This window comes from Sphingopyxis sp., from assembly GCF_035998905.1.
Lineage (GTDB): Bacteria > Pseudomonadota > Alphaproteobacteria > Sphingomonadales > Sphingomonadaceae > Sphingopyxis.
Genome location: NZ_DASYHG010000025.1, coordinates 196,455 through 212,172, shown reverse-complemented (window position 1 = coordinate 212,172; position 15,718 = coordinate 196,455). Strand labels below are relative to the sequence as shown.

The window sequence follows — 15,718 nt, the reverse complement described above, 5'->3', positions numbered from 1 at the left end:
TCAGTTTCGATAAAGTTCGATCAAATTCGGTCTTAACGAAGCAAGAGGGAGAGAGATGAAGGGTCGCGCAACCGTAGTCCTCGACGTGGGAAAAACCTTGGCAAAGCTCAGCCTTTGGTCACCCGGGGGTGAATTGATCGAACGGCGCGTGCGACCCAACGAGCGCATCAAGGCCGGAACCTTTGTCGCGCTCGATACGGCGGGTATCGAGGGCTGGGCGGTCGAAGTGCTACGTTATTTTGCGACGCTCGCCGACGTCGGTGCGATCGTGCCGGTCGGCCATGGCGCCGGAGCCGCGATCATCCGTGACGACCGCCTCGCCTGCCCGCCGCTCGACTATGAAGAGGCGATACCCCCCGCCCTCCGGGCGGCCTATGACGCCGAACGCGACCCGTTCGCGCGCACCGGCTCGCCGGCGCTACCCGACGGCCTCAATCTCGGCGCACAGCTATTCCGCCTCGACGCGCTGGAACCGGCGCTGACCAAAGGCACACAGATAGTGCCGTGGACGCAATATTGGAGCTGGCTGCTGAGCGGGGTCGCAGCTTCGGAGGTAACAAGCCTCGGCTGCCATACCGACCTGTGGAACCCGCTCGCGGGAACACCCTCGGAACTCGCCGAACGGCGCGGATGGGCAAGGCGGCTCGCGCCTGTCCGCGCCGCGAGCGACATATTGGGCACGCTCCGGCCCGAATGGGTATTTCGCACCGGCCTGCCCGCCGACACCGAAGTGCACTGCGGTCTGCACGATTCGAATGCAGCCTTGCTCGCAGCGCGCGGCTTTGCCGAAATCGCCGACCATGAATCGACCGTTCTGTCGACCGGGACCTGGTTTGTCGCGATGCGTTCGCCCAAGGATGCCGCATCTGTCGACACGCGCGGCCTCGACGAAACACGCGACTGCCTGATCAACGTCGATGCCTATGGAAAGCCGATCCCGTCGGCGCGTTTCATGGGCGGGCGCGAGATCGAGACGCTGATCGGCCTCGATACACGGCAAAGCGACATCGCGCCCGACCAGCCCGCGCTGCTCGCGGCACTTCCCGAAGCGCTCACCGGTGGCGCGATGGCGCTGCCCAGCTTTGCACCGGGCTTTGGCCCCTTCCCCCGCGGTCGCGGGCGCTGGATCGCCGAACCCGCGAACCACGCGATACGCCGCGCCGCGGTCTCGCTCTATGCCGCGCTTGTCACCAACGCATCGCTGGAGCTGATCGGGACGCGCCAACGGCTGCTGATCGAAGGGCGCTTTGCCGAGGGCCAGGTCTTCGTGCGCGCGCTCGCGGCGCTGCGCCCCGACCTGCACGTCTATGTCGGCAAGGCGCACAACGACGTGTCCTATGGCGCCCTGCGCCTGATCGATGCCGCCCTGCCCGCCGCCGAACCGCTCGAACTCGTCGAGCCGCTAGGCGCCGACCTTGCGCCCTATCGGGACCGTTGGCGGAGCGAAGCCGAACGGGTGGAAGAAACCGCGTGAGAGCAGCATCGATCGGCGATTATCGCGAGGCCGCGCGGCGTCGCCTGCCCCACTTCCTCTTCGAATATTTCGACGGCGGCTCCTACGCCGAGCAGACGCTACGCGCCAACATCGCCGACCTGCAGGAGGTTTCGCTGCGCCAGCGCGTGCTGAACGATGTGTCGGCGATCGACCTGTCGACCAGCCTGTTCGGCCAGTCGCTGTCGATGCCCATTGCGCTCGGCCCGATCGGGCTTGCCGGCATGGCCGCGCGGCGCGGCGAGGTGCAGGCGGCACGCGCCGCTGCGGCGAAGGGTGTGCCCTTCACGCTTTCGACGGTGTCGGCCTGCTCGCTCGCCGAGGTCGCGCGGGGTTCTCCAACGCCCTTCTGGTTCCAGCTTTATATGGTGCGCGACCGCGGCTTCATGCGCGCGCTGCTCGACGAGGCCAGCGCCTCCCATTGTCCGGTGCTGGTGTTCACCGTCGACATGCCGCTGCCCGGCGCGCGTTATCGCGATGTGCGCTCGGGATTGTCGGGCGCCCCCGGCCTTCGCGGACAGGCACGCCGCGTCGGCCAGGCTATGATGCGCCCCGGCTGGGCATGGGACGTCGGCCTCCACGGCCGGCCGCACCAGCTCGGCAACGTCGCGCCTTTGCTCGGGGCCAAATCGGGGCTCGAGGATTTCCTCGGCTGGATGAAGAATAATTTCGATCCAAGCGTGACCTGGGCCGATCTCGACTTCGTGCGCGCACACTGGACGGGGCCGATCGTCATCAAGGGCATATTGGACGCCGACGACGCCCACCGCGCCGCCGAAGCGGGCGTCGACGGCATCATCGTGTCAAACCACGGCGGACGCCAGCTCGACGGCGTGCCGTCGGTCGCGCGCGCGCTGCCCGCGATCGCCGATGCGGTGGGCGACCGGCTCACCATCCTCGCCGACGGCGGGGTGCGGTCGGGGCTCGACGTCATACGAATGCTCGCACTGGGCGCCAGAGGCGTGCTGCTCGGCCGCGCATGGGCGTTCGCGCTGGCTGCGGACGGCGAACGCGGCGTGCGCCATATGCTCAACCTGATCGAGGCCGAAATGCGCGTCGCGATGGCGCTGACCGGGGTGACCGGGGTGGACAAGATCGGGCCGGAGATACTAGCCGCCTGACGAATGAGGGGAGAAGAAGGATGGATGCCAACCCGCTGCTTGGCGTGTTCTTTCACTGGCTGGGCGGGCTTTCGTCGGCGAGCTTCTATGTGCCGTACAAGCGCATCCGCGCTTGGTCGTGGGAGATTTTCTGGATCACCGGCGGTGTGTTTTCGTGGCTCCTCGCCCCGTGGCTCTTCGCCTCGATCCAGACGCATGACCTGATCAGCGTGCTGAGCCGCACGCCAAGTGATATCTGGTTCTGGTGCTGGTTTTGGGGCGCGATGTGGGGGCTTGGCGGGCTGACCTTCGGGCTCACGATGCGCTACCTCGGGCTGTCGCTCGGCATGGCGGTCGCGCTCGGGCTGACGACCGTCATCGGGACCATGGGGCCGCCGATCTTTCGCGGCACCTTGGGCGAGCTGTTCGCAACGACGAGCGGGCAGACGGTGTTCCTCGGCATCGCGATCACGCTCGCCGGGATCGTCGTCGTCGCACAGGCGGGGCGACGCAAGGAACGCGAGATGGGCGACGCTATCGCCGAGGCCGACAAGTCCGAATTCAATCTGCGTAAGGGGCTCGCGATCGCGGTCTTTTCGGGCATCATGTCGGGCTGCTTTGCATGGGGCCTCGACGCCGGCGCGCCGATCCGCGCATTGACGCTGGCCGCCGGGACCGACCCGCTGTGGCAAGGGCTGCCGGTGCTCTGCGTCGTGCTGCTCGGCGGCCTCACGACCAACCTCATCTGGTGCGGCATCCTCATCGCGCGCAACCGCAGCATCCGCCAGTTCGTCGGCGAAGCCGCGCCCGGCGCGACCGAAAGGCCGGCGCTGGCGCTCAACTATGGCCTCGCAGCGCTCGGCGGGACGCTCTGGTATTTCCAGTTCTTCTTCTACACGATGGGCGAAAGCCAGATGGGGCGCTTCGGCTTTTCGAGCTGGACGCTCCATATGGCGAGCATCATCCTCTTCTCGACGCTCTGGGGCTTCGCGCTCAAGGAATGGGCGCCCGCAGGCAAGCGCACGCGCGCGCTCGTCTGGCTCGGGATCGCGGTACTGATGGCATCGACCGTCGTGATCGGGCTCGGCAACAGCCTCGCCTGACCCTTCCTCAGGCAGGCGTGGCGGCGAGTTCGCCGCGCGCCTGCCGGAACACTTCGAAGCTGCCCCAAATTGCGAGTGCCGCCATGATCGCAGCGACCGCGAGGTCGGGCCAGCTCCGCCCGGTGCCGAACACGCCGAGCGCCGCGCCCATCACCGCGATATTGCCGATCGCGTCGTTACGCGAGCAGATCCACACCGAGCGCATGTTGGCGTCGCCCGTGCGATAACGAAAGAGCATCAGCGCGACTGCGACATTGGCGGCGAGCGCGAGCGCGCCGATCAGCCCCATCGTTTCGGCATGCGGCGCCGATCCGGCGAAGAAGCCCCATACCGCCGAGCCGAAGACCCAGAGGCCGAAGGCCAGCATCGTCGCGGCCTTCAGCAAGGCGGCGCGCGCACGCCATGCGAGCGCCATGCCCGCGACGCCGAGGCTGATCGCATAATTGGCGCTGTCGCCAAGAAAATCGAGCGCATCAGCCTGAAGCGCGCGCGAATCCGCCGCAACCCCGGCAACGATCTCGACGCCGAACATCGCCGCGTTGATGATGAGCGCGATCCACAGGATCCGCCGCCACTTGGGGTCATTGAGCGCGGTCTTGCCGCTTTTGCCGGCACAGCATTGATCGGCCATCGCCGAATTCTCCTGTTATCTTCGAGTCGGCGTCCTATATGCACCCTGTAGCAACTACAGGGTCAAGCAATGAAAATCGGCGAACTGTCGCGGGCAACCGGGACCAATATCGAAACCATCCGCTATTATGAGCGCATCGGCCTGCTGCCTGCCCCCGATCGCACCGCGGCGAACTACCGCAGTTATGGCGATGCGCACCGATCGCGGCTCAGCTTCGTCCGCCATTCGCGCGACCTGGGGTTCACGATCGAGGAAATCCGCTCGCTGCTCGACCTGTCGGACGACCCCGCGCGCGATTGCGGCGAGGCCGACCGCATCGCCACCGCGCATCTCGAACAGGTCGAGGCAAAGATCGCGCAGCTCACCCTGCTCCGCGACGAGCTGGAGCGCATCGTCGGGCGCTGCCGCGGCGGGATCGCCGCCGATTGCCGGGTAATCGAGGCGCTTGGCGATCATCGCCACTGCGAAAACCCGCACTGACGCATACTATGGCCTTGGCGCTTGATGCGCTCCGGCTGCGAAGTCATTTGATTGGCGCGCTAAAAAAGAAGGGCGCATTTTGCCTTCATGACCGTTTTAGGTAGGAAACGGATCAGGAGGAGCGGGGTGGCAGCAGAATCTGTCTCCGAACTGGAACGGCTTACCCGGAAATTCCGGCCGCCGCTGATCGCCTTTTTTTCGCGTCGGGTCGCCGGCCTCGCCGAGGCTGAAGACATGACCCAGGAGGTTTTCGTACGGCTGATGCGAACGCAAGCGAATATCGAAGAGACGAGTGCCGCCTATATTTTCCGGATCGCCGCGAACCTCGTCACCGACTGGGCGCGCCACGACCTCGTACGCCGGCATTTCGCCGACGCCGTGCGCAGCGACGGCAACGCGGGAATCGACCCCCTCGATCCCTTCCGGATCGCATCGGCGCGCGAGAGCATTTCGGTCCTCTGGGCCGCGATCCAGGCGCTGCCCGAACCGACACAACAGATATTCATTTTGTACCGCGTCGAGAATATTCCGAAACAGACGATCGCCGACAATTTCGGGTTTCACCTGCGGACGGTCGACAAGCATATCTCGCGCGCACTGGTTTTCCTCGCTCGTCGCATGAGGCAGCAGGCATGATCCCGCAGAACGACAACGACGGCTTCGCCGATCAGGAGGAACGGGCCGCCGCCTGGTGCCTGCGGATTGCCGAGCGTCCGCTGACCACCGCCGAGCAGGCCGATTTCGACACATGGCTCGCCGCCGACGAGCGTCATGCCCAATATTTCGAACAGATGGTGGCGGCATGGCAATGCACCGATGCGATCGCGGAACTGCCGGGCTTCCTGTCGCTCCGCGCCAAGGCGCTGACGACGATGGAAAACGCCCGGAGCCACAATGAACGATCTTCGCGAAGCCTGACCCGCCGCCATGCTTTTGGAGCGCTGACCGCGTTTGCGCTGACCGCGGGGGCCGGCGCCTGGTATTGGGCCGAAAGCCCCGACGTTTATGATACCGCCGTCGGGGAACGGCGGATCGTCAGGCTCGACGACGGGTCCAGCGTCTCGCTCGATGCCGCGAGCCGGATGCTGGTGTCCTTCACCGACGAACGGCGTTCGGTCACCCTCGAGCGCGGCCGGGCCAAGTTCGACGTCGCGAAAGATCCGTTGCGGCCGTTTACCGTAACCGCCGGTTCGCAGTCGGTGGTCGCCGTCGGTACGAGCTTCAGCGTCGAGCTGTTGAAAGACCAGCTGAGGGTATTGCTGTTCGAGGGGCAGGTTGCGGTCGTGCCGCGCGCCGCGGCGGCCGGCGCGATCAAGGCCGGACGGCCGGTTACGCATACGAAGCAGCTGTTGCCTGGACAGGAACTGGTGGCCGATCTCTCGTCGGGCGCGGCAGAAGTCCTGCCCGTCGAGACCGAGCGCTCGCTGGCGTGGGAAGGCGGCCGGGTCGATTTCATCGACATGCCGCTCGCCGATGCGGTCGAACGGATCAATCGTTATGCGGCGTCGCCGATCATCATCGGCGACGCGGCGGCGGGCCGTCATCTCGTCAACGGCGTGTTCGACGCGGGCGACACCGACAGCTTCGTCAAGGGCGTGACGTCGCTCTATCCGCTGGCCGCGCATGAAGAGGGCGGCCAAATCACTATCAAAACTGTAAATTCCGGCATCGCCGAAGAAAAAGATCGGCCCTAGACAAAATCAGGGGCGTAAATCGGCGGCTGGTTCGTCTTTATGACAGAGGGGCAATAATATCGACCCCTCGCATAGAGGGAGAGGGTATGTCCAAACGTCGTCATTTGTTGTCGAGTCTTGCGCTCGGCGCGCTGGTTGCCATGTCGGCGCCGGCACACGCCGAAGCGCGCCAGGTCCAGCAGTTCGATATTCCGGCCCAGGATCTGGGCGGTGCGCTGCGCGCCTTCGCGCGCGCATCGGGGGTGCAGGTGATTTTCGACGGCAAGGCGGTACGCGGCAAGCGTAGTGAGGCGCTGCGGTATCGCGCGGGCGCCGAGGATGCGCTCCGCGAGCTGCTCCGCGGGACGGGGCTGACCTATCGTCGCGATGGAAAGATTTTCGTTATTAGTCCGGCGCGAAGGATCGCGCAGGCCGACATGGCGAGCGCCGTCGCGACAGCCGCCGTTCCGGCGCCGCCGGCGCAGGAGATCAGCGACGCCAGCGAAATCATCGTGACGGCGCAGAAGAAAGAAGAAAAGATCATCGATGTGCCGATCGCGATGACCGCGCTGTCGGGCGAAGCGCTGGGCGATCAGAAGATCGAGGGCGGGTCGGAGTTGCTTCGCGCCGTTCCGAACGTGAATTTCTCGAAAAGCAATTTTTCGATGTATAATTTTTCGATCCGCGGGATCGGAACGAAAGCGATTTCGGCTTCCAGCGATCCAGCCGTCGCGGTGAGCTTCAACAATACGCCGCTGGCACGCAACCGTCTGTTCGAGTCGGAATTTTTCGACATGCAACGGATCGAGGTGCTGCGAGGGCCGCAAGGTACGCTTTATGGTCGCAACGCCACCGCAGGCGTCGTGAATCTCATCACCGCCCTCCCCGAAGCCGATTTTGGCGGAGAGGTAAAGGGCGAAGTCGGCAGCTTCAAGACGCGTCGCCTGAGCGGAATGCTCAACGTGCCGATCACCGATACGCTGGGTGTCCGGGTCGCCGGCGCGTGGACCAAACGCGACGGGTTCGATTACAACAGTTTCACCCAGAAGCGCGTGAACGATCGCGATCTCTGGTCGACCCGGGCCACCGTGGAGTGGAAACCCACCGACAATTTCAGCGCCAACATGATCTGGCAGCGATTTGAAGAGGATGACAATCGCTCGCGGACTGGCAAGCAACTGTGCACGCGCGACCCCGGTCCGGAACGCATCGGCAATATTGCCATCACCAATCTCGATGTGCGCGGCCGCCTGAGTCAGGGGTGCTTGCCGGGATCGCTGTACAAGGATGAGGCATATGGGACGCCCAACGGGCGCTCTCTGGCCTATATGATCGCAGCCAACAGCTTCGTATATCTGGGCCTGAAGCCGCGGACGTTCGAATTTGTTCCCGTCGTCAAGACTCTCGACCCCTTTCAGAACGTCCAGCAGTCCCGGAACCTGAGAGAAATATCCACGTCTTATGACCCGATATTTCGGGCCAAGAATGACGTTCTTCAGCTCAATATGAAATTCTCTAACGATAGCGGATTGGAATTTCACTCTCAAACCGCTTACAGCAAAGACAATTATTTCTCTACTCAGGACTATAACAGAACCGTATCGGCTCCCGCTTTTAACGACTCCCTCGCTCCCCTGAGCGATTTTCTGGGTTCATTTGCCGGCCGTCTTATCGATACGACCCTCTATCCGGGACCGACCCCTGGCGGCATTCTTTGCGACCCGCAAATCGGCTGCTCCGATCGGGTGATGTCGGTCGACCTGAGCAGGTCGAAAAACAGGCAATGGTATCAGGAATTCCGGGTTCAATCCGATTTTGACGGTCGCTTCAATTTCAATATCGGCGCGAACTATCTGGATTTCAAAACTGAAGATAAATATTACGTATTCAACAACGTTTTTACTCTTCTCGCAAAATATATGTACGGGGATCCGGCCCCTACCTCTCCCCCGTTAAGCGGACCTACGCCCTTGAAGTCCTGTCCCGCCGGATATGAAGCCAAGGAATGCGTGTATGTCGAAACCAATTCGATAGATGATATTCAAGATATCGGTCATAATTACTTCCTGAGCAACAATATGGTAAGAACGAAATCACTAGCCATATATTCCGAGGCCTATCTGGAACTGAACGATGACTTGAAGTTTACCGCGGGATTGCGGTACACGCGAGACAGGAAGACATCGTCGCAAATTCCCAGCCAGCTTTTGCTCGGCGGTGGCGCGGAAACACCCGTTTTCAACAGGGGCGGCGCGACCGGCGGCAAGGTCAATTCGGGCTATCCCGCGCTGGACGATATCAGGCAAAGCTGGGGCGCCCTCACCGGCCGGGCCGTACTCGACTGGAAGCCCGATCTCGGCTTTACCGACGATACCCTGATCTATTTGAGCTATGCCCGCGGATATAAGGGCGGCGGCACCAATCCGCCCCGCGTGGATTTGAATCCGGCGGTGGTTCAGTACCTTCCGCTGGAAGAAGAATTCAAGCCGGAATATCTCAATGCCTTTGAAATAGGCACAAAGAACTCGTTTGCGAACGGAAAATTCCAGCTCAACGCAACCGCTTTCTTCTACGACTACAAAAACTACCAGATCTCGCAAATCATCGACCGGATTTCGTTCAACGAGAATTTCGGTGCGACGAGTCACGGGCTCGAACTCGAAGCGGCGTGGAAGCCATCGAGATCGTTCAGGATGAACGCAAATCTTGGCTATCTGAAAACAAGACTGAAGGATGGGAGCGAGTCCATCGATGTCATGGACAGAACGCTCGGGAATCCGGACTGGGTGTTGCTGCGACCCTGGCTGCAAGCCCCATCCAATTGCATCGCTCCACGCGTGTTTGTGGAAAAAATCCTGCAAAGAAATCCGGCGAATGTGAACATCCTGGCCCTTTCCGCCCTGTGCGCGGGATCGACCAGATTCGGAAGCTTCAATCCGGCATTTCCCGGGCAGGTCGCCTACAACCAGCAATATGGATTCACCTGGGATCCGCTGGCTCCGTACAATCCCGATACGGTTGGCCTCAACATTGCCAATGGAGGAAGCGGCGCACCCAATGGCGGGCGCGGATTTTCCAAGGACGTTTCCGGTAACGAACTACCCAACGCGCCGCGCTTCACTTTTAATGTGGGTGCAGAATATACTTTCTTCATCGAGGGAGGCGATTGGGAGCTGACCTTGCGCGGCGATTACTATCGCCAGTCGAAGAGCTTCGCGCGCATCTACAACACGACTTACGATCGGCTCAAGGCGTGGGACAACAGCAACCTGGCGATCACGCTTACCCGTCCGGACGACGGCTTCGCCATGCAACTGTACGTCAAAAACCTGTTCAACAAGACTCCGATAACCGACTTTTTCACAAACTCGGATGACACCGGGCTTAGCTCCAACGTCTTTACGCTGGACCCCCGGATATTCGGATTTTCTGTTTCGAAGAAATGGTAGAAAGGAGAATGAAAAGTACAGCATTATTCAAATAATATTCAAGAACTTCTCTAATCTTAAACAAATTTTGGGAGAGTTGTTATGAAACGCTATATTTCTGGTATTTTGGCAAGCGCGGCGCTGGTCGTTTCGGGCACGGCACATGCTGAAACATATACGTCCACTGCAACCCATTCCTGGTCGGGTGTGGTTCTTGTTCAGAAGACTCCGTCCCCCGCATTTCCGTGCACGGCGACGGTGAGCGGGACCCCGGCGACGACGAGCGGCCCGCTGACCAATCTGACGATCAACTTCGTGCAGTTCGGCCCCACTCCTCCCGGACTGTGCGAATCGATCACGGTACTGGATGGGCCTTCCGGCTCGCCTGATCTGTCGAGCCTCTATGTCTGGAATACGGGCCCGACCCAGCTCGCCATCAATGGCGTGTACGTCCACACCCCGACCCCCGGCGACTGTTCGGGTAATATCGTTGCTGCCTACGACAGTAGCGGCAACCTGAACGTCAATTCCTCGCTTCCGGGCGGCAGCGGAACCGATCCGTGCACCTTCGCTGGAACGCTGACGCAAACGTCCGGTGGTCTCGTTACGAATCCCTGATTATTCCTATTTCTTGCTTCTCTCAGCCACCGTGTGCTTTTCGGCGGTGGCTATCCTAACTTGGGGCGCCTGGCCGGGTGCCCCTTTTTAGGCCCGTTCTCGAGCTTCCCGTATATCCCTGCATCGTACAGTTTTACGGTTCTGGAATATATTGGATGCGAAATGCCCGTGCAAGGTCATGATTCAGGCGTGGCATAGCATATCGATTCCACTCGCTCTGCTTGTCGGGCCGCCCGCGCTCGCGCACGCCGAAACGGATAAGGGCGACGCTACGGCAGGGACGATCCCGGGAGGGATTTCCCTGCCCGGCGTTACCGCCCCGGCGGCCGATCCGGACGAGATCGTGGTTACGGCCGAGCGCCGTGGCGAGGCAAAGGTCGCGGCCGAAAGCGAATTCGGCGAGGATGAGATCGCGGCGCAGGGCGTCGACAGCATCGGGGACCTGTTGATCCGCCTTGCCCCATTTATCAGCGACGATGGCGAAGAACCCGTCATCCTGATCAACGGCAAGCCCGCGGGGTTCGACCGCTCGATCCTTTCCTACCCTCCTGAAGCGCTCGACCGGCTCGCGGTGCTGAAACCCGAGGCAGCGGCGCAATATGGCGAGCCGGCAGGCAAGCGCGTCGTCAATCTGGTACTCAAGAAGAATTTTGCGATGCTCAACGCCGACGCCGGCTTCGATTTCGCAACCGGCGGTGGCCAATATGGCGGCACCCTGTCGATCAGGCGCACGGCGATCAGCGGCGATACGCGCTGGAACGTGCAGGCGCGGGTGGGTGCGGACAGCGCCTTTCGCAAAGCCGCCCGGAACATCCCGCCACGCGAGGGCATATTCGACAGCGTCGGCTTCATTTCTGCGCCGGGCGGCGGAGAGATCGATCCCGCGCTCAGTCTGGCGGCGGGGCAAGTTGTGACGGTCGCAGCCATCCCGCCGAACGCGCTGACGGATGTCCCGGGCCTCGACGCCTTCGCTGCAACCGCCGGAGTGCTCCATCCCGTCGATCCCAACGGCTACGAAACGCTGCAATCGTCCCGGCGCAACGCCGGGCTCAACATCGGGGTGACGCGGCCGATCGGCAATTTCTCCGCCTCGCTCAACCTCAATGCGAACCGGAGCAGTAGCGACGGGGAGCGGGGCCTGCCGATGGCGTCGGTACTGCTTCCGGCGGGTCATCCCTCGTCACCCTTTACCGGGGATGTTGTCCTGACGCGGCCTTTCGCAGGCGAACGCGCGCTCCGCATCGACAATGGCTCGACCGCGCTCAGCGCGACGCTGACGCTGAACGGCAGCATCGGAGGGTGGCAGACCAGCCTTGCCGCGAGCTATTCGCGCAACCAGGCGGACAATTTCGTAGAAAACGGCATCGACATCGCGCGCGTCCAGCAGTTGATCGACACCGCCAACCCGGACTTCAATCCCTATGGCGTGTGGAACGAAAGCTTGATGATCGCGACCCGCAGCCGGACGAAGGGCGAAAACCTCAGCGCCCGGTTCAACGTGCGCACGACAATCCTCGACCTTCCCGCCGGACCACTCGCCTGGAATCTGACCGCCAACACCGGCCGCAACAGCACGCAAAGCCGACAGTTCGACGCGTCGGGGAGTCTGATCGGGGCAAACAGCCTGACGCGCACCCAGTCGAGCGGCCAGATGTCGGTCAGCGTGCCAATTTCGGGCAATGGTAGGGCCGGGGCGGGCTGGCTCGGCGATCTGACAGTCGACCTGTCCGCCAACGCACAGACCATGGCGAACAGCCGGCCCCAAAAGGGGTTCGGCGGCAATGTCAGCTGGTCGCCATGGCCGCTCGTCCAGCTTCGCGGGACGATCGACTTTACCGAAAACGCACCCTCGTTCGACCAGCTCGATGCGCCGATCGTAACCACCGTGAACCGCGTCTTCGACTATCAGCGCCAGGAGATAGCCGAGCCGATCTGGACCACCGGCGGCAATCCCGACCTCGAACGCGGCCGCCGGCAAAGCCTGACGCTCTCTGCAGCAGTTCGCCCACTGGGTAACCAAGTGCTGACGATCAACCTCGGCTATCGCCAGTCGGTCGCGAAGGGCGGCGTGACCGGATTTCCCGAACTGACACCCGCCATCGAGGCCGCCTTTCCAGAACGGGTTACGCGCGATCCGGGCGGGCGGCTTGTCGCGGTCGACGCCCGTGCGATCAACCTTGCGCGCGAAACCGACAGCGCGCTGTCGACCGGCATCGCGCTTCGCCTTCCCGGGACGCGCCCGACAGGCAGTACGACGGCCGCCGACCCGCTGCAATTCTCCCTCTCGCTCAATCACAACATGCGATTGAAAAACGAGCTACTGACCCGTCCCGGCCTGCCCGCGATCGACCAGCTTCGCGCCGGCGGACAATCGCGACACAACCTGTCGTTTCAGGCATCGATCGGCAAGAGGGGGTTCGGGGCGAATCTGGGCGGCAATTGGAGCAGCCCGGGCCGGCTGCGGGGAGAGGACGAAGTCTTCATCTCCAAACCCCCGGTGACGCTAAACGTTTCGGCCTTCATCGAATTCGACCATCTGTTCGAAATCCCCGGCAGAAGGGGCATATTGAATGACCTCAGAATGTCGGTGGATATCGACGACCTGCTCGACGGATATCGCCGCGTGACACGCGAGGATGGGACGGTGCCTGCGGGATATACCCGCCACGAAATCGACCCGCTCGGACGCAAGGTCCGGCTGACGCTGCGCAAGAAATTCTGACGCAGCACGCGTGCCTTCGCGCGAAGCACCGGGTTCCGGAAAAGGGGAAAGGTGGGACGATTCTGTTGCCCGGCTCGTCCCCAGCCGCTGGTATCCGATTCTGTTGCCCGGTTCGGTCCGAACCGCGTTCTATTTGAATAACCTTAGGCCGTGAGGCTTATCGGTTACGCAGCCAGAGCGAGTGCTTCGTTATCGTTAGCACTTATAGTTTTGAGCCTTGAACGGGTTACTCAGCCCGGAAGAAAACATCGCCTTTGAACACACGTCGATCCTGGTTCGGCCCCGTCAGAAACCCGCGCGCCCATCGAAGAAACCCGGGTTCGTGGTGGAGCCGCCGGGTACTGCCCCCGGGTCCGCTGTGTCTATTCCACGACACCATTTATCCTCATAGCCGGCCGAAACCGGCATGACCGATATAGGGGGGCCGCCCGCCGATGAAAAGGGCGGGCGTGCATTTCATCGCGGATAGATCACGGGCGCTTTTTCAGTTCGTCACGGATTTCGGTGAGGATATCGACCTCGGTCGGCCCCGCTTCAGCGGGCTTGATGAACTTGCTCGCCTGCCGCACCAGCAGGAATACGACGAACGCGAGCAGGACAAAGTTGATCACGGCGGTGACGAAGCTGCCCAGCGCCATCACATTTGCACCGGTCGCCTTTGCCGCCGCCAGCGTCATGCCCGCGGTTACCTTGTCGCCGCCCGACAGCACCAGATACTGGTTGGTGAAATCGACCCCGCCGCCGGTGACGAAGCCGATGAAGGGCATCAGCACATCGTCGGTGAGCGATTTGACGATCGTCCCGAAAGCCGCACCGATGATGACACCGACGGCGAGCCCCATCACATTGCCCTGGTTCAGGAATGCCTTGAAATCTTTGAACATGTACCAACCCCTTTGGTCACTGCGCCTGCCGTGCCAACGTGCCTTACGTGATTATCGGCGTCAATGATTGCGGCGGACGGGGCGTCTTACTATATTAAGGCAGTTGGCGCGGCACCGGGCCGCGCGGAGGGAGTTCGAAGACCATGACCATGCGTTCCGCCCGTTGGTTGATCGTACCCGTCGCCGCGATGAGCCTGTCCGCCTGCGGCATCAACAGCGTCCCCACCAAGGAAGAGGCCGCGAAGGCCAAATGGGCGAATGTCGAGAACGAATATCAACGCCGCGTCGACCTTTACCCGAACATCGAGGCGCTTGTGAAAGGGGCCATGAATCAAGAGAAATCGGTATTCGTCGGCGTTGCCGAGGCGCGATCGAAAGCATCGTCAATCCAACTGACTGGTGACGATCTGAAAAACCCTGCCAAGGTGGAACAATATCAACAGGCCCAAGACCAATATGGTAGCGCGCTTAGCCGCCTGCTCGTAACGGTAGAACAATATCCGAACCTCGTCTCGCCGAAGAACGTCGAGACGGCGCAGATCCAGATCGAAGGGACGGAAAATCGCGTTTCGCGTGCTCGCGAGGAGTATAATGGAGCGGTCCAAGACTATAATACCACGATCCGCACCTTTCCCGATATCATTGGCGCGAAGATCGTTCACGGCGCACAACCGATGGTTCCGTTCAAGGCCGTGACCAAAGGCGCCGATGAGGCTCCGAAGATGAACCTCGGCCAATAATCGTGCGCGCGAGCGCCGCGGCGATGATCGGACGGCTTTTCTTCTTGCTGGCGGCGCTGGCCGCATTCGCATTGTCGCCTGCGGGTGCGCAAACGATTCCCAAGTTGACGGGACCCGTCATGGATCTCGCAGACCAATTGGATCCGGCACAGGAAGCGGCGCTCGACGCCAAGCTCCGTGCCTTTCAATCGTCGACGCAGCAACAGTTCGTTGTCGTCACCCTGCCCGGCCTTGACGGCTATGATATCTCCGACTGGGGCTATCGCATGGGCAATGAATGGAAACTCGGCAACGCAGAGCGAGACGACGGGCTGATCCTTATCGTCGCCCCTAAAGAAAGGAGGCTGCGGTTCGAGGTCGGAGACGGAATCGAGGGTACTTTCCCCGATGCCATCGCCTGGATAATCATCCGCGACGATATTACACCGCTCTTCAAAGCCGGCGACATCCCGGCCGGCATCAATGCCGGGGTGGATGCCGCCATCAAACAATTGCAGCTCCCCCCCGAAGAAGCCGCCGCGCGCGCCGCCGCTGCCGACAAGGCCGAGCGTGACCGCTCCGACGACGGCGACTGGCGCGGGCTGTTCTTCATCGGCTTCATCGTCTTTTTCTTCTTTATCCTGCCGATGCTCACCAGCCTCGGGCGGCGCGGCAAGAAGCGGCGCAAGCACAGCCCGTGGGGCGCCCCGATCATTATCTGGGGCGACGACGACTGGGGCAGCGGCAGCGGCGGGTCGTCATGGGGCGGTGGCGGATCGAGCTGGGGCGGCGGCGGCGGCGGCTTCGGCGGCTTTTCGGGCGGCGGCGGTTCCTTCGGGGGCGGCGGCGCCTCGGGCGGCTGGTAGGG

Annotated in this window: 13 protein-coding genes and 1 other RNA gene; 11 read left to right on the top strand and 3 right to left on the bottom strand. The window is 62.2% G+C overall.

All coding sequences use genetic code 11. From position 1 onward, the window contains the following. Positions 1-55: 55 nt before the first annotated feature. From VGN62_RS15445 to rhaT, 3 genes are read left to right on the top strand one after another with little or no spacing between them, the layout of a single operon-like run. Entirely contained in the window at positions 56-1,474 is a 1,419-nt protein-coding gene (locus tag VGN62_RS15445) for a carbohydrate kinase (RefSeq protein WP_327455449.1), read from the top strand. After that, on the top strand, positions 1,471-2,613 hold the full coding sequence (gene lldD / locus VGN62_RS15440; protein WP_327455447.1) for an FMN-dependent L-lactate dehydrogenase LldD: 1,143 nt from the start codon (positions 1,471-1,473) through the stop codon (positions 2,611-2,613). The genes VGN62_RS15445 and lldD overlap by 4 nt, the downstream gene beginning before the upstream one ends. Before the next feature lie 20 nt (positions 2,614-2,633). Beyond that, entirely contained in the window at positions 2,634-3,695 is a 1,062-nt protein-coding gene (rhaT, locus tag VGN62_RS15435) for an L-rhamnose/proton symporter RhaT (protein ID WP_327455446.1), read from the top strand. A 7-nt stretch (positions 3,696-3,702) separates the two neighbouring features. Here rhaT and VGN62_RS15430 read toward each other — a convergent pair whose 3' ends face one another. Next, entirely contained in the window at positions 3,703-4,326 is a 624-nt protein-coding gene (locus VGN62_RS15430; protein ID WP_327455444.1) for a cation transporter, read from the bottom strand. A 69-nt stretch (positions 4,327-4,395) separates the two neighbouring features. Between VGN62_RS15430 and VGN62_RS15425 the strand changes: the two genes are divergently transcribed. The 6 genes from VGN62_RS15425 to VGN62_RS15400 all read left to right on the top strand — a co-directional run bounded on the left by VGN62_RS15425 (position 4,396) and on the right by VGN62_RS15400 (position 13,247). Further along, positions 4,396-4,806 carry a helix-turn-helix domain-containing protein gene (locus VGN62_RS15425; RefSeq protein ID WP_327455442.1) on the top strand — a complete coding sequence of 137 codons (411 nt, stop codon included), beginning with the start codon at positions 4,396-4,398 and terminating at the stop codon, positions 4,804-4,806. Positions 4,807-4,932: 126 nt separating this feature from the next. Continuing rightward, complete coding sequence (locus VGN62_RS15420) at positions 4,933-5,442, top strand: RNA polymerase sigma factor (protein ID WP_327455440.1); 510 nt, start codon at positions 4,933-4,935, stop codon at positions 5,440-5,442. Then, positions 5,439-6,500 carry a FecR family protein gene (locus tag VGN62_RS15415; RefSeq protein ID WP_327455438.1) on the top strand — a complete coding sequence of 354 codons (1,062 nt, stop codon included), beginning with the start codon at positions 5,439-5,441 and terminating at the stop codon, positions 6,498-6,500. The genes VGN62_RS15420 and VGN62_RS15415 overlap by 4 nt, the downstream gene beginning before the upstream one ends. Before the next feature lie 86 nt (positions 6,501-6,586). After that, the gene (locus VGN62_RS15410; protein WP_327455436.1) at positions 6,587-9,928 is read left to right on the top strand and encodes a TonB-dependent receptor domain-containing protein; all 3,342 of its coding nucleotides are present in this window, start codon (positions 6,587-6,589) and stop codon (positions 9,926-9,928) included. Positions 9,929-10,009: 81 nt separating this feature from the next. Beyond that, positions 10,010-10,525: a hypothetical protein gene (locus VGN62_RS15405; protein ID WP_327455434.1), complete on the top strand. Its 516-nt coding sequence runs from the start codon at positions 10,010-10,012 to the stop codon at positions 10,523-10,525. Positions 10,526-10,703: 178 nt separating this feature from the next. Further along, positions 10,704-13,247: a hypothetical protein gene (locus VGN62_RS15400; protein WP_327455432.1), complete on the top strand. Its 2,544-nt coding sequence runs from the start codon at positions 10,704-10,706 to the stop codon at positions 13,245-13,247. A gap of 89 nt (positions 13,248-13,336) precedes the next feature. Here VGN62_RS15400 and ssrA read toward each other — a convergent pair. Both ssrA and mscL read right to left on the bottom strand, forming a co-directional pair. Beyond that, positions 13,337-13,692, bottom strand: a transfer-messenger RNA (tmRNA) gene (gene ssrA / locus VGN62_RS15395). Positions 13,693-13,717: 25 nt separating this feature from the next. After that, entirely contained in the window at positions 13,718-14,131 is a 414-nt protein-coding gene (gene mscL / locus VGN62_RS15390; protein WP_327455430.1) for a large conductance mechanosensitive channel protein MscL, read from the bottom strand. A 149-nt stretch (positions 14,132-14,280) separates the two neighbouring features. On the opposite strand from mscL, the gene VGN62_RS15385 reads away from it, so the two are divergent. Next, on the top strand, positions 14,281-14,871 hold the full coding sequence (locus tag VGN62_RS15385) for a LemA family protein (protein ID WP_414713290.1): 591 nt from the start codon (positions 14,281-14,283) through the stop codon (positions 14,869-14,871). A gap of 23 nt (positions 14,872-14,894) precedes the next feature. Continuing rightward, entirely contained in the window at positions 14,895-15,716 is an 822-nt protein-coding gene (locus tag VGN62_RS15380) for a TPM domain-containing protein (protein WP_414713288.1), read from the top strand. The last annotated feature ends 2 nt before the right edge of the window (positions 15,717-15,718 follow it).

Excerpts from the sequence above, each read along its gene's own strand:
- VGN62_RS15445 (WP_327455449.1), top strand. The coding sequence starts at position 56 with ATGAAGGGTCGCGCAACCGTAGTCCTCGACGTGGGAAAAACCTTGGCA.
- rhaT (WP_327455446.1), top strand. The coding sequence starts at position 2,634 with ATGGATGCCAACCCGCTGCTTGGCGTGTTCTTTCACTGGCTGGGCGGG.
- VGN62_RS15430 (WP_327455444.1), bottom strand. The coding sequence starts at position 4,326 with ATGGCCGATCAATGCTGTGCCGGCAAAAGCGGCAAGACCGCGCTCAAT.
- VGN62_RS15425 (WP_327455442.1), top strand. The coding sequence starts at position 4,396 with ATGAAAATCGGCGAACTGTCGCGGGCAACCGGGACCAATATCGAAACC.
- VGN62_RS15415 (WP_327455438.1), top strand. The coding sequence starts at position 5,439 with ATGATCCCGCAGAACGACAACGACGGCTTCGCCGATCAGGAGGAACGG.
- VGN62_RS15410 (WP_327455436.1), top strand. The coding sequence starts at position 6,587 with ATGTCCAAACGTCGTCATTTGTTGTCGAGTCTTGCGCTCGGCGCGCTG.
- VGN62_RS15405 (WP_327455434.1), top strand. The coding sequence starts at position 10,010 with ATGAAACGCTATATTTCTGGTATTTTGGCAAGCGCGGCGCTGGTCGTT.
- VGN62_RS15400 (WP_327455432.1), top strand. The coding sequence starts at position 10,704 with ATGATTCAGGCGTGGCATAGCATATCGATTCCACTCGCTCTGCTTGTC.
- mscL (WP_327455430.1), bottom strand. The coding sequence starts at position 14,131 with ATGTTCAAAGATTTCAAGGCATTCCTGAACCAGGGCAATGTGATGGGG.
- VGN62_RS15385 (WP_414713290.1), top strand. The coding sequence starts at position 14,281 with ATGCGTTCCGCCCGTTGGTTGATCGTACCCGTCGCCGCGATGAGCCTG.
- VGN62_RS15380 (WP_414713288.1), top strand. The coding sequence starts at position 14,895 with ATGATCGGACGGCTTTTCTTCTTGCTGGCGGCGCTGGCCGCATTCGCA.